Here is a 12,750-nt window from a genome sequence, read left to right on the forward strand (position 1 = left end):
CCGCCGACGGGACCTCCGCCACCCGGACCACCGCGGAGGCCGCCCCGGCCGGCGGCACTCCCGGCGCTCCCGGCGCTCCCAGCGCTCCCGGCACCGCCGGCACCGCCGTCCCGGGCATTCCCGCCGCGGACGACGACACCCTGGGCATCCCGCGGTACAGCCCCAGCGGGCTGCCCAAGCGGCGGCGCGGCCAGACCCTGGCCGCCGCCCAGTCCACGGGGCACGCCGGCTCCCCCGCTCCCGCCCCGGCACCGTCGCCGGCACGCACTCTCTCCCCGGCGGAGTCGGCGGCCCGGTTCGGCGCCTTCCGCCGGGCCGTCCAGGGACAGGACCGGGGACAGGATGGTTCCGGCTCCCTTCCCTCCACCCCCACGCCCGCTTCCTCTTCTTCTCCATCCCATCCGGAGGATGACGCATGACCGCACCGACCACGGGCGCCCCGCAGCACACGCCGGCCGCAGTGGCGGCGACCAAGCTGACCTGGCTGCTGGAAGGGCTGCTCGACCGCACTCCCGGGGCCAGACACGCGCTGGTGCTCTCCCGGGACGGGCTCAGGCTCTGCCACACCCCGGAACTCACCGAGGACCAGGCCGACCAGCTCGCCGCCATCTCGGCCGGCATCCAGAGCCTGTCGCACGGCGCCTCCGTCGAGTTCGGCGACGGCAGCGGCGGGGTCCGCCAGTCCATGACGGAGTTCTACGGCGGCATCCTCTTCATCGTGGAGGCGGGCGAGGGCGCCCACCTGGCGGTCGTCGCCACCGAGGACTCCGACCCCGGTCTGATCGGCCACAACATGAACGAACTCGTCGAGCAGCTCGGCGAATACCTCAGCGCGCCGCCCAGGCGTTCCGCCGAAGAGGAACCCAGCACGTGATCCGGCCGGGCAGGGACGACGACCCGGACCGGCTGTACACCGTCACCGGTGGCCGCAGCCGGGCCGCGTCGAACGACTTCGACCTGGTGACCCTCGTGGTCAGTGAGTGCGATCCGGTGCCGGGCATGCAGTCCGAGCACGCCGCGATCCTGAGGATGTGCCGCTACCCCACCGCCGTCGTCGAGATCGCCGCTGAACTCGGGCTGCCTGTCTCCATCGTCAGGATCCTGCTGTCCGACCTGCTGGACAGCGGCCGGATCACCGCCCGCCACCCGCAGACCACCAGGGCCGCCACCCGGGGCCGCCCCGGGCAGCCCGTGGTCGCGCAACTCCCCGACCCCACCATCCTGGAGCAGGTGCTCGTTGGACTCCGCAACCTCTGACACCAGCCGCAGCAGCGACCCGGCGGTCCGCACCCCCCTGAGCAGCACCGCCGACAACGGGCTGAAGATCGTCATCGTCGGCGGCTTCGGCGTGGGCAAGACCACCATGGTCCGCTCGGTCAGCGACATCCGGCCGCTGAACACCGAGGAGACGATGACCCAGGCCGGCCGGGGCGTCGACGACCTGACCGGCGTGACCGGCAAGAAGGCCACCACGGTCGCCTTCGACTTCGGGCGGATCACCCTCAACGAGCGCACCGTGCTGTATCTCTTCGGCGCGCCCGGCCAGGAACGCTTCTGGTTCCTGTGGGACCGCCTGTTCAGCGGAACCCTCGGCGCCGTGGTGCTGGTCGACACCCGGCGGCTGGCCGACTCCTGGTACGCCATCGACCGCCTGGAGCACCACGGCACCCCGTTCATCGTGGCCCGCAACGACTTCGGCGGGCCCCGCTACACCCCCGAGGAGATCCGGGACGCGCTGGACCTGGACGAGGAGGTGCCGCTGATCGAGTGCGACGCCAGGTCCCGGGAGTCCAGCAAGGAGGTGCTGATCGCCCTGGTCAGGCACCTCCAGCAGCTCGCGGCGGCGGCCCCGGCCCCGGCCGCGCCCGTCACCGCCGGAACCGCCGCCGGAAGCACCGCCGGAACCGCAGCCGCCCTGCCGCACGGAGAGACCTCATGAGCGCCCATCCGCTGACCGACCCGCCCGGCCCCGGAGTGGCCGGCGCCCCGGCCGCGCCCGGCACCGCCGGGCCCCCGCCGTCCTGCCCGGCGCACGCCGTCCCGCTCAGCGGGCCCCGCTTCCACACCGAACCGGTCCTGCTCTACCGGGAGATGCGCCGCGACCACGGCCCGGTGGTGCCGGTCGAGCTGCCCGGCGGCTTCCCGGCCTGGCTGGTCATCGGCTACCGCGAGCTGCACCAGGTCACCAACGACCCCAAGCTGTTCCCGCGGGACGTCGGCCTGTGGAACCAGTGGCCCAAGGTGCCGCCGGACTGGCCGCTGCGCCCCATGGTGGGCCAGCGCATGCCGTCCATCTACTTCACCGCCGGGGCCGAGCACCTGCGCCATCTGGCCATGGTGGAGCCCGCGCTGGAGGCCGTGGACCCGTTCGAACTGCGCCGCCACTCGGAGCAGCTGGCGGACCGGCTGATCGACCAGTTCTGCGCCCGGGGCACCGCCGAGCTGGTGGCGGAGTACGCCATGCTGCTGCCGGTGCTGGTGCTGGCCCGGATCATCGGCTTCCCCGACGAGGAGGGCCCGGAGATCGCCCGCGGCCTGAACGCCCTGGCGGACGGCGGCCCGGACGCCATCGAGGCCCAGATGCGGGTCACCGGCAACATGCAGCGGCTGGTGGCCGAGAAGCGGGAGCGGCCGGGCGCGGACGTCACCTCCCGGATGCTCGCCCATCCCGAGCCGTTCAGCGACGAGGAATACGTTCTCGACCTGATGGCGATCACCGCGGCCGGCCACCTCCCCACCGCCGACTGGATCGGCAACTCGGTCCGGCTGATGCTCACCGACGACCGCTTCGCGGCCTCGCTGGGCGGCGGCCGGCACAGCGTGGGCGAGGCCATGAACCAGGTGCTGTGGGAGGACACCCCGACCCAGATCCTGGCCGGCCGCTGGGCCGCCCGGGACACCCAGCTGGGCGGCTGCCACATCCAGGCCGGCGACATGCTGCTGCTGGGCCTGGGCGCGGCCAACGGCGACCCGGAGATCCGGCAGGCCGCCGGGCTGGACGCGCTGGCCTCGGGCCGGTCCGCCGCGCAGAGCTTCCACGACGGCAACAGCGCCCACTTCTCGTTCAGCTACGGGGAGTACCGCTGCCCCTTCCCCGCGCAGGAGATCGCCGAGGTGATCGCCCGGACCGGCATCGAGGTGCTGCTCGACCGGCTGCCCGACATCGACCTCGCCGTTCCCGCCCAGACGCTGGTCCGGCGCCCCTCCGCGTTCCTGCGCGGGATGTCGGTCCTGCCGGTCCAGTTCACCCCCGCTCCTACCGCAGGAGGCTTCTGAGCATGAACTGTCCCTACACCGGCCAACCGGCGCCCGGCGCCGACGCGGAGCCCGTCAGATCCCCCGCCCCCTACGTCTGCACCGAGCCGTTCGTCATCGACCCGATGGTCACCGACATCAACGGCGAGACGGTCCGGCTGCGCGACGCCGGCACCTTTGTCCGGATCGACCTGCTGGGCGCGCAGGCCTGGACGGTCACCCGGCACGCGGAGGCCCGGCAACTGCTGACCGATCCCCGGCTGGTGAAGGACATCAACGCCTGGACGCTGTGGCAGAACGGCACGGTGACCCGGCAGTGGCCGCTGATCGGCATGATCGACGCGGGACGCTCCATGTTCACCGTGGACGGGGCGGAGCACCGGCGGCTGCGGGCCAAGACCGCGCAGGCCATCACCCCGCGGCGGGTGGAGGCCATGGCCCCGGTCATCGAGCGCATCACCCACGCCCTGCTGGACGACCTCCAGGCCGCCTCGGAGGCGGCCGGGGGCGAGCCGGTGGACCTGAAGTCGGTCTTCGCGCTGCCGCTGCCGATGTCGGTGGTGTGCGAGCTGATGGGCGTGGACCCGGCCGACCAGCCGGCCCTGCACCGCTGGTACAAGGCGTTCTTCTCCATGCTGACCCCGCAGGAGGAACGGCTGCGGGTGATCGGGGAACTGGACACCTACTTCACCGCCATGGTCAAGGCCAGGACCGCGGCCCCGGCGGACGACCTGACCAGCGCGCTGATCCTGGCCGAGGAGGGCGGCGACCGCCTCACCGAGGAGGAGGTCATCGGCAATCTCAAGGCCATGGTCGCGGCCGGTCACGAGACCACCATCGGGCTGATCCTGAACGCGGTGCGGGCCCTGCTCACCCACCCGGACCAGCTTCGCCTGGTGCTGGACGGTGAGATCCCGTGGGAGACGGTGATCGAAGAAACGCTTCGCCACGACACCCCCACCACGCATCTGCTGATGCGCTTCGCCACCGAGGACATCACCGTCGGCGACTTCACCCTGCCCAAGGGGGAGGGCCTGGTGATCTCCTACCGGGCCATCGGCCACGACCTGGAGCACCACGGTCCGGACGCCGACGCGTTCGACATCACCCGGCCGACCCCGATCCGGCACATGACCTTCGGGCACGGCCCGCACATCTGCCCGGGTGCCGCGCTGTCCCGGCTGGAGGCGCGGATCGCCCTGCCGGCGCTGTTCGCGCGCTTCCCGGACATCCGGCTGGCGGTGCCCTCGGAGGAGATCCGCAACGCGCCGGTGCTGACCCAGAACGATCTCCAGTCCTTCCCGGTGCATCTGCACGCCCCGGACCGCGCCCGGTCCGCCGCCGGGGCCTGAGCGGCGCCCGCTTCCGGCGCTGTTCCCGGCCGGCCGGAGGGCTCCCGCCGGGGCCCTCCGGCCGCTTTCCCGTCGGCGCCCGGCAGTGGTATCGCGCGTCTCGCCTGCTGTCTTTCCCGTCTCAGGGGACGGACAGCAGCGGGCGCGGCACATGCCGAAGGACTACGCTCGCGCCGTGGCCGATATCCAGATTCCCGCTGACATCAAGCCCGCCGACGGCAGGTTCGGCTCGGGCCCCTCCAAGGTGCGGACCGAGGCGCTGAGCGCCCTGGCCGGCACCGGTGCCTCGCTGCTCGGCACCTCGCACCGCCAGGCGCCGGTGAAGAACCTGGTGGGCCGGGTCCGGCAGGGCCTGTCCGAGCTGTTCTCGCTGCCCGAGGGCTACGAGGTGGTCCTCGGCAACGGCGGCACCACCGCGTTCTGGGACATCGCGACCCACGGCCTGATCGCCCGCAGGTCCCAGCACCTGTCGTTCGGCGAGTTCTCCGCCAAGTTCGCCAAGGCCGCCAAGCTGGCCCCCTGGCTGGAGGAGCCCACCGTCATCGCCTCGGAGCCCGGGAGCGTGCCGCAGCCGCGGGCCGAGGCCGGGGTGGACGCCTACGCCTTCACCCACAACGAGACCTCCACCGGCGCCGCGGCCGTCCTGCAGCGCGTTCCGGGCGCGGACGAGGGCTCCCTGGTCCTGGTCGACGCCACCTCGGGCGCCGGCGGCCTGCCGGTCGACATCACCGAGACCGACGTCTACTACTTCGCACCGCAGAAGTCCTTCGCCGCCGACGGCGGGCTGTGGATCGCGGTCTTCTCCCCCGCCGCGCTGGAGCGGGCCGCCGCCGTCCACGGCTCGGGGCGCCATGTGCCCGAGTTCTTCTCGCTGCCCACGGCCATCGACAACTCCCGCAAGAACCAGACGTACAACACCCCGGCGGTGGCCACGCTGTTCCTGCTGGCGGACCAGCTCGACTGGATCAACGGCCAGGGCGGTCTGGACTGGGCGGTGCGCCGCACCGCCGACTCCTCCTCCCGGCTCTACGCCTGGGCGGAGAAGTCCCCGTACGCGACGCCGTTCGTGACCGACCCGGTGCACCGCTCGCAGGTGGTCGGCACCATCGACTTCGCCGACGAGGTCGACGCGGCGGCGGTCGCCAAGGTGCTGCGCGCCAACGGCATCGTGGACACCGAGCCCTACCGCAAGCTGGGCCGCAACCAGCTCCGGGTGGCCATGTTCCCGGCCGTCGACCCGGCCGATGTGGAGGCGCTGACCGCCTGCGTCGACTACGTCATCGAGCGGCTCTGAGCCGCCCCGGGCGGCGGGCCGGCCCCGCGGAGGGGCCGGCCCGCCTCTCATCCCTCATCGGTGTCCGGGTCCGGCCGGGCATCGCCACGCGGACGGGCGGGACGCACGCGGCGGTCCATGGCGCGGATATCACCGGACCGCATTCCCGTCCCGGAGTTCACCGGGCCGTGTGCTGCGGGAATGTGGTCCTTTTCCCGGCTCAGACGTACGGGTTGTACACGCGCCCGTAGGAAGATCCGTGGTTCTTTCCGCCGCCGTCGCTGCGGTAGGACACGTAACTGGAGCCGTGGAAGGTGTCGCCCTGAATGACGACGCGCACATACTGGATGTCGTAACTGTGCTCGAATTCGCCGGTGATGGTGCCGCCGGCATTCCATTCGGTGACGGCGAGCGATCCATTGGCGTAGATGAAGATGTCGGGCGGGGTGTAGCTGGACTGCCGGTCGACGGTCAGCGAGTAGCGGAACTTCCGCTTCCCGCTGTCGAACTGCACCCAGCCGGAGGCCCTGCCCAGGTTCTGGCTGTAGTTGTAGTCGCCGTCGACCACCTGGACCTGCACCGGGAGCTGGGCACCGTAGGCGGCCTGGGCGGGCGCCGTGTGCAGCAGGCCGGCCGCGAGCACCGCCAGGACGACGGTGACACTGCGGGCCGCATAACGGCTGAATAATCTTCCGAGCACTCGCTCTCACTCCTTCTCTGGCCGTGCGGGACCGCGGGCGAGAGTAGTGAGCGGCCGGTAAGCGTGCAAGATGCAGCGAACGGGAATCCCGGCACCTACCCATCGGTATTCGCACCGAATCGGCAGATGTCGCTCACCGAAAAACTTCCGCGCGGGCTCAGGCGCGCTGTTTCGGGGGGCGTTTGAGGCCGAAGAGGGAACCGGCCGCCAGGGCCACGTCGGCCGCGGCCGGCACCGAGACCTCCGCCGGGACGTTCATGCGGCGCAGTGCGCCCGCGAACACGTCCTCCAGCATGGCCAGCCGCCAGCTCAGCTCGTTGAAGCCCTCGGCCCGGGGCCGCCGGGAGAGCGCGGTGAGCAGCTCCTGCGCGCTGCTGCGGAGCGTGCCCAGCACCTGCCACTCATTGGGGTCGCGCGGCGGCTCCACGCCGGGCGCGGAGGGCGAGGGGGCGCCGAGGCCGTGCGGCACCCGGACCGGCAGTTCGGCGTACCAGCTCAGCAGCGCCCCGTTCAGGTCGGCCTGGAGGCCGTCGAGGATGGTGAGCAGCATATTGGCGCCCATGACCGTGGTCGCCGGCTCCGGGGGGAGTGTCTCCTCCGGCCGGCGCTGACCGTCCGATCCGTCCGCGGGGTCGGAATCCAGGTACGCCCGGATGACGACCGGCACCGCGTTGGCGCGCGGGCGCGGACGGCCGGGCGCGAGCACCGCCCGGACGGGATCTATGCCTCGCGCGGCTTCTCCGGCCGCCGTCTGGCATGCGTGGTCAGTGGTCACGGCTCCTTCACCACTTTCTGCAACGGGCGGCTGCCTCCGGCCGCTCCGCGTGTTTCAGGGCTGAGGACGTACCGTACCGCCGTTACGGGCTGTTGGAGGAGATGTGTGCATAGCGCAGTGAAACGCGCGAGGCGTGCACACCGGAGAGCAGGGCAACGGCTGAATTTGTCTACGCCCTTCACAAATAAGGTCCGGGGAATATCCGGTCCTCACCCGGCATCCGGACCGCCTCGGCCGCATACCGGAATTCATGCTCGAAAGCTGCCCCAACCGGCTTGGGAAACCGTCCCGTTGGCCCGGCGAAGAGACCGGGGAACGGCGCCCGCCCGCCGCGGTTCAGGAGACGAAGGCGCCGGGCGGGGCGGTGGAGGCGATGGTGTGCGCGGCGTAGCCGAGCTGCGCGTCGGTGAGGTCGGCGCGGGCGGTCAGCCGCAGCCGGGAGATCCCGTCCGGCACGGACGGGGGGCGGAAACAGCCGACCGCCAGCCCCGCGGTCCGGCAGGCCGCGGCCCAGGACACCGCCGCCCGCGGCGAGGGCGCCTGCACCGAGACCACCGCCGCGTCCGGACGGGTGGCCCGCAGCCCGGCGTCGGTGAGCCGGCCGTACAGCTCCTCGGCGACCGAGCGCACCCGTGCCGCCCGCAGCGGCTCTCCGTGCAGCACGGTCAGCGCCTCCAGCGCCGCGCCGGCCGCCGCCGGGGCCAGCCCGGTGTCGAAGATGAAGGTGCGGGCGGTGTTGACCAGGTACTCGATCACCCGGGCCGGGCCGAGCACCGCGCCGCCCTGGCTGCCCAGCGACTTGGAGAGGGTCACCGTCACCACCACGTCCGGTGCCCCGGCCAGCCCGGCCGCGTACGGGGCGCCGCGCCCGCCCTGCCCCAGCACGCCGAAGCCGTGCGCGTCGTCGACGAGCAGCGCCGCGCCCTGGGTGCGGCAGACCGCGGCAAGCTGGGCCAGCGGCGCGGCGTCGCCGTCCACCGAGAAGACCGAGTCGGAGACCACCAGCGCGCGGGCGGGATGCCCGATCAGGGCCTTGCGCACCGCTCCCGGGTCGGCGTGCGCCACCACCTCCACCTCGGAGCGGGAGAGCCGGCAGCCGTCGATGAGCGAGGCGTGGTTCCCGGCGTCGGAGACGATCAGGGTGTCCCGGCCGCCGAGCGCGGTGAGCGCGGCCAGGTTGGCGGTGTAGCCGGAGGAGAAGACCAGCGCGGCCTCGGTCCCGCAGAACCCGGCCAGCGCCGCCTCCAGTTCGGCGTGCAGTTCGGTGGAGCCGGTGACCAGGCGGGAGCCGGTGGCGCCGGCGCCCCAGCGGCGGGCCGCTTCGGCGGCGGCGGAGGTGACCCGGGGGTGGCGGGACAGGCCCAGGTAGTCGTTTCCGGCGAGGTCGAGCAGGCCGTCGTCGGACGCCCGGGGGCGCAGCGTCCGGGTGAGCCCGGCCTCGTCGCGCCGGGCGAGGTGGCCGTCGATCCAGCCGAAGGGGTCGGGCCGGAGCCGGTCGGGGCGGAGGAGTGGGTTCATGCGCGTGCCGCTCGCCTCTGCTGTGTTCAAGGGTGCCTGCGGTGGGGGATGCAGCGCGTCTCGTTCGTCGTCGTCGCTGGACGCACCTTCCCATGGTCGGCGGGACCGGGCAGCGCCGGGGTCGGCTACTCCTGCGGCTCCTGCGGCCCGCCGCAGCCGGGCGGCAGATCCCACTCCGCCCACACGCCCTTGCCCGAGGGGAGGTGATCACGCACTCCCCAGCGGTGGGCCAGCGCGCCGACCAGCCACAGCCCGCGCCCGCTCTCCGCCTCGGCGTCCGGCGGCGGCAGCGCGGGCGGCACGGCGGCGGGGTCGGGGCGCCGCTCCCCGCGCGCGTCCAGCACCTCCGCGCGCAGCACCGCGGGACGCGGCGTCCCGGGGCCGGTGGCCAGCCGGAGCTGGAAGTCCCGGCCGGCCACCCGGCCGTGCGTCACCGCGTTCGCCGCCAGCTCGCCCACGGTCTGCGTCACCGTCCGGCACATCTCCGACCCGTACGGCCAGCCCCACTGCTGGAGCTGCAACTCCGCCATCAGCCGGGCCAGCCGGGCCCCGCGCGGGGTCGCGCTGAACATCTGCCGGAACTCGCGCAGCGGCCCCGGGATATCGGTCATCTCGTAGGGGGGATTTTCCGTCTTCACCCCCACAAAGCTGGCGTGTTGTGCATAGCCTTGCCAGGGTTCGGAAGCGTACGGAACGTCCCCGTCCGATCGCGCACGGTGGCGGTCCGCCACGGCCCAGTGACCCGGGGGCGGGCGGTGCGTTGAGACTTTTCCAGCGCGACAGCGCGCGAGGGCGAAGGGAACACCCCCATGCTCGAAAGGGACGAAGCACACCACCAGGACCGGCACCAGACCCCGGAGACGGGCAGCGACCCGCTGCTGCGCGCCGCCGGCCGGATCATCAAGCGGCTGCGCGAGAACGCGGGCCTGACCCAGGCCCAGTTCGGCAGCCGGATCGGCTACGGCGCCGAACTCGTCTCCTCGGTCGAACGCGGTGTCCGCATCCCCCAGGAAGCCTTCCTCGACGGCGCCGAACGCGTCCTCGACGCCAAGGGCGTCCTCGCCTCCATGAAGGAGGACCTGGAACGGGTCCGCTTCCCCGCCCGCTTCCGCGACTTCGCCAAGTGGGAGAAGGACGCCATCAGCGTCTACGGCTACTCCCCGCTCCTCGTCCCCGGCCTGCTCCAGACCGAGGACTACGCCCGCGCGGTCATCGGAGGCAACTGCCCGCCGCTCGACCCCGAGACCATCGAGGAGCGGGTGACGGGCCGGATCGCCCGGCAGCGGCTCCTCGACCGCAGGCCGCCGGTGGTCTTCGGCTTTGTGATCGAGGAGTCCGTACTGCGCAGACCGGTGGGCGGCCGGGACGTCATGCGCCGCCAGCTGGCGGCGCTGCTGGAGCGCGGACGGCAGCCCCATGTCTCCCTCCAGGTGATGCCGACCGAACGCTGGGAACACAACGGGGTCCTCGGCTCGCTCACCCTGCTGGAGACCCGGGATCACCGGACGATCGTCTACACCGAGACGCAGGGCATCAGCGGGGTCATCTCCGACCGGAAACAGCTCAGCACCTTCACCCAGCGGCATGGCATCATCCGCATGCAGGCACTCGACGGGCCTGCCTCGGCACGGTTCATCGAGCAGATTGCGGGAGAACTGTGAGCTCCACTCTGACCTGGATAAAGAGCAGCTACAGCGACAGCGAGGGCGCCGAGTGCGTCGAAGTGGCGGTTGAGCCCGCGTGGTTCAAGAGCAGTTACAGCGACGGCGAAGGCGCCGAGTGCGTCGAGGTGGCCGCCTGTCCCCGCGCCGTGCATGTCCGGGACTCCAAGGCCCCCGGCACCGCACAGCTCACCTTCACCCCCACCACCTGGCGCCACTTCCTCACCCACACCCCCTGACCGGCTCCCGGCCCGGTCCGGGGCCAGGAGCCGTTGAGGAGCTGGGTGGTCAGCGGGAGAGGTTCTGGTATTTGCGGACGGCGAGGGGGAGGAAGACGGCGGTGATGAGCAGGGGCCAGACCACGGCCATCAGGGCGGAGTGCGTCTCGATCCAGCTCCCGCCGTGCGGCACCGGGTTGCCGAACAGGTCGCGGGCGGCGTTGGCGGTGGCCGAGACCGGGTTCCACATGGCGATGGCGCCCAGCCAGTCCGGCATCTTGTCCGGCGGCGTGAAGACGCTGGAGATCATGCCGAAGGGGAAGGCGACGGCGAAGAGATTGCCCGCCGACTCCTGGTTCTTCACGGTCAGGCCGAGCCAGACGCCGACCCAGATCAGGGCGAAGCGCAGCAGGAGCAGCAGGGCGAAGGCGTAGAGCGCGGCGAGCGGGGAGCCGTCCGAGCGCCAGCCGACGACCAGGGCGATGGCGGCCAGGATTGCCAGGTCGAGTCCGGCGTGCAGCACGTCGGAGACGCCTCGTCCGGTCACCACGGCCGAGGAGGACATGGGCAGGGAGCGGAACCGGTCGGTGACCCCGCGCTCCTTGTCGATGGCCACCGCCATTGCCGTGTTCATGAACCCGAAGGCCATGGTCATGGCGAACATGCCGGGCATGGCGTACTGCTTGAAGTCCACCTCACCGGCGGTGTCGCCGACCTCCATGGCGCTGCCGAAGACGTAGACGAACAGCAGCACCGAGACGATCGGGAAGCCGAGCTGCCAGGCGATGATCGAGGGCTGTCTGACGAGGTGGGTCAGGTCGCGGCGGACGATGGTCCAGCAGTCGGCGAGGGCCCAGTGGAGGCGGCGCTCCGGTCCTGTCATGCGCAGCAGCTCGGTGGTGGCGGTGCCGGTGGTGGTCATCGGGCGGGCTCCTCGGTGGCGGGGGTCTGCTCGGCGGGGAGGCCGGTGAGGCGGAGGAAGACCTCGTCGAGGGTGGGGCGGCGCAGGCCGAGGTCTTCGACGGCGATCTCGCGTTCCTGGAGGGTGCGGGCGACCTCGGTGAGCGCGGTCACCCGGTCGGCGACCGGGGCGTGGACGCGCAGCTCCTCCTCGTCGGTCTGGGGTTCGTGCCCGCCGCTGACCCGGGCGACGGCCTTGACGGTCTCGGGGAGGTCGGCCGGGTCCTGGACCACCACCTCGATGCGGTCGCCGCCGATGGCCCGCTTCAGCCCGGCCGGGGAGTCCTCGGTGATCTTGCGGCCGTGGTCGATCAGCACGATCCGGTCGGAGAGCTTGTCCGCCTCGTCCAGGTAGTGGGTGGTGAGCAGCACGGTGGTGCCGGAGGCGGCCAGGGTGCGCACCGCGTCCCAGACCTCCATCCGGCCGCGCGGGTCGAGTCCGGTGGTGGGCTCGTCCAGGAAGAGGACCTCGGGGGCGAGGATCATGGAGGCGGCAAGGTCGAGCCGGCGGCGCATGCCGCCGCTGAAGGCCGAGGGGGCGGTGTCGGCGGCCTCGGTGAGGTCGAACCGCTCCAGCAGTTCGTCGGCTCGGCGGCGGGCGAGGCGTCCGTCGAGGTGGAACAGGCGGCCGAACATCACCAGGTTCTGGCGGGCGGTGAGGATCGGGTCCACGGCGTCGTTCTGGCCGGTCAGACCGATCCTGCGGCGGACCTTGCGGGGTTCGCGCAGCACATCGTGGCCGCCGACCAGGGCCCGGCCGCCGTCCGGCCGGGTGAGGGTGGACAGGATGCGGACCGAGGTGGTCTTGCCCGCTCCGTTGGGGCCGAGCAGGCCGTAGACCTTGCCGCGCGGTACGGCCAGATCGAAGCCGTCCAGCGCCCGCTTGACGCCGTTTTCCCCGCGGTAGGTCTTCACCAGCCCTTCGGCGAGCACCGAGTGCGGCATGTTTGCCTCTCCTCCCCTTCTGGGTACGCCGTACCCAGAATCGCGTACACCGTACCCAGAAGTCAAGCGTACGGCGTACGCACGCATTCCGGC

At 72.2% G+C, this 12,750-nt stretch carries 14 protein-coding genes and 1 pseudogene; 9 read left to right on the plus strand and 6 right to left on the minus strand.

The window, feature by feature from the left end:
- The 7 genes and pseudogenes from GQS09_RS13395 to serC all read left to right on the plus strand — a co-directional run.
- Positions 1–419, plus strand: a pseudogene (locus tag GQS09_RS13395) (hypothetical protein); the annotation flags it as partial.
- On the plus strand, positions 416–874 hold the full coding sequence (locus GQS09_RS13400) for a roadblock/LC7 domain-containing protein (protein ID WP_165986273.1): 459 nt from the start codon (positions 416–418) through the stop codon (positions 872–874). The pseudogene GQS09_RS13395 and the gene GQS09_RS13400, both read left to right, overlap by 4 nt.
- The gene (locus GQS09_RS13405; protein ID WP_165986274.1) at positions 871–1,257 is read left to right on the plus strand and encodes a DUF742 domain-containing protein; all 387 of its coding nucleotides are present in this window, start codon (positions 871–873) and stop codon (positions 1,255–1,257) included. Before GQS09_RS13400 ends, GQS09_RS13405 begins: the two co-directional genes overlap by 4 nt.
- Positions 1,238–1,939 carry an ATP/GTP-binding protein gene (locus GQS09_RS13410; protein WP_165986275.1) on the plus strand — a complete coding sequence of 234 codons (702 nt, stop codon included), beginning with the start codon at positions 1,238–1,240 and terminating at the stop codon, positions 1,937–1,939. The genes GQS09_RS13405 and GQS09_RS13410 overlap by 20 nt, the downstream gene beginning before the upstream one ends.
- The gene (locus tag GQS09_RS13415; protein WP_165986276.1) at positions 1,936–3,276 is read left to right on the plus strand and encodes a cytochrome P450; all 1,341 of its coding nucleotides are present in this window, start codon (positions 1,936–1,938) and stop codon (positions 3,274–3,276) included. The genes GQS09_RS13410 and GQS09_RS13415 overlap by 4 nt, the downstream gene beginning before the upstream one ends.
- A 2-nt stretch (positions 3,277–3,278) precedes the next feature.
- Positions 3,279–4,607, plus strand: a complete 1,329-nt coding sequence (locus GQS09_RS13420; protein ID WP_165986277.1) for a cytochrome P450 — start codon at positions 3,279–3,281, stop codon at positions 4,605–4,607.
- Positions 4,608–4,782: 175 nt separating this feature from the next.
- A complete protein-coding gene (gene serC / locus GQS09_RS13425) occupies positions 4,783–5,901 on the plus strand; it encodes a phosphoserine transaminase (RefSeq protein WP_165986278.1) in 1,119 nt (372 codons plus the stop codon).
- Positions 5,902–6,100: 199 nt separating this feature from the next.
- On the opposite strand, the gene GQS09_RS13430 is transcribed toward serC, so the two are convergent.
- The 4 genes from GQS09_RS13430 to GQS09_RS13445 all read right to left on the minus strand — a co-directional run bounded on the left by GQS09_RS13430 (position 6,101) and on the right by GQS09_RS13445 (position 9,484).
- Entirely contained in the window at positions 6,101–6,580 is a 480-nt protein-coding gene (locus GQS09_RS13430) for a hypothetical protein (protein ID WP_165986279.1), read from the minus strand.
- A 157-nt stretch (positions 6,581–6,737) separates the two neighbouring features.
- A complete protein-coding gene (locus tag GQS09_RS13435; protein WP_165986280.1) occupies positions 6,738–7,355 on the minus strand; it encodes a hypothetical protein in 618 nt (205 codons plus the stop codon).
- A gap of 336 nt (positions 7,356–7,691) precedes the next feature.
- Positions 7,692–8,873, minus strand: a complete 1,182-nt coding sequence (locus tag GQS09_RS13440) for an 8-amino-7-oxononanoate synthase (RefSeq protein WP_165986281.1) — start codon at positions 8,871–8,873, stop codon at positions 7,692–7,694.
- A gap of 125 nt (positions 8,874–8,998) precedes the next feature.
- Positions 8,999–9,484, minus strand: a complete 486-nt coding sequence (locus GQS09_RS13445; RefSeq protein ID WP_165986282.1) for an ATP-binding protein — start codon at positions 9,482–9,484, stop codon at positions 8,999–9,001.
- 198 nt (positions 9,485–9,682) lie between these two features.
- Between GQS09_RS13445 and GQS09_RS13450 the strand changes: the two genes are divergently transcribed.
- Both GQS09_RS13450 and GQS09_RS13455 read left to right on the plus strand, forming a co-directional pair.
- Positions 9,683–10,534 (plus strand): helix-turn-helix transcriptional regulator, encoded by an 852-nt coding sequence (locus GQS09_RS13450; RefSeq protein ID WP_165986283.1) that lies wholly within the window; start codon positions 9,683–9,685, stop codon positions 10,532–10,534.
- On the plus strand, positions 10,531–10,773 hold the full coding sequence (locus tag GQS09_RS13455) for a DUF397 domain-containing protein (RefSeq protein ID WP_165986284.1): 243 nt from the start codon (positions 10,531–10,533) through the stop codon (positions 10,771–10,773). Before GQS09_RS13450 ends, GQS09_RS13455 begins: the two co-directional genes overlap by 4 nt.
- A 49-nt stretch (positions 10,774–10,822) precedes the next feature.
- Here the strand turns inward: GQS09_RS13455 and GQS09_RS13460 are convergent, their stop codons facing one another.
- Both GQS09_RS13460 and GQS09_RS13465 read right to left on the minus strand, forming a co-directional pair.
- Positions 10,823–11,674 carry an ABC transporter permease gene (locus tag GQS09_RS13460; RefSeq protein ID WP_165986285.1) on the minus strand — a complete coding sequence of 284 codons (852 nt, stop codon included), beginning with the start codon at positions 11,672–11,674 and terminating at the stop codon, positions 10,823–10,825.
- Entirely contained in the window at positions 11,671–12,657 is a 987-nt protein-coding gene (locus GQS09_RS13465; protein WP_165986286.1) for an ATP-binding cassette domain-containing protein, read from the minus strand. The genes GQS09_RS13460 and GQS09_RS13465 overlap by 4 nt, the downstream gene beginning before the upstream one ends.
- Positions 12,658–12,750 lie beyond the last annotated feature (93 nt).

The organism is Streptomyces sp. YIM 98790 (genome assembly GCF_011421595.1).
In the GTDB taxonomy this organism is placed as follows: Bacteria; Actinomycetota; Actinomycetes; order Streptomycetales; family Streptomycetaceae; genus Streptomyces.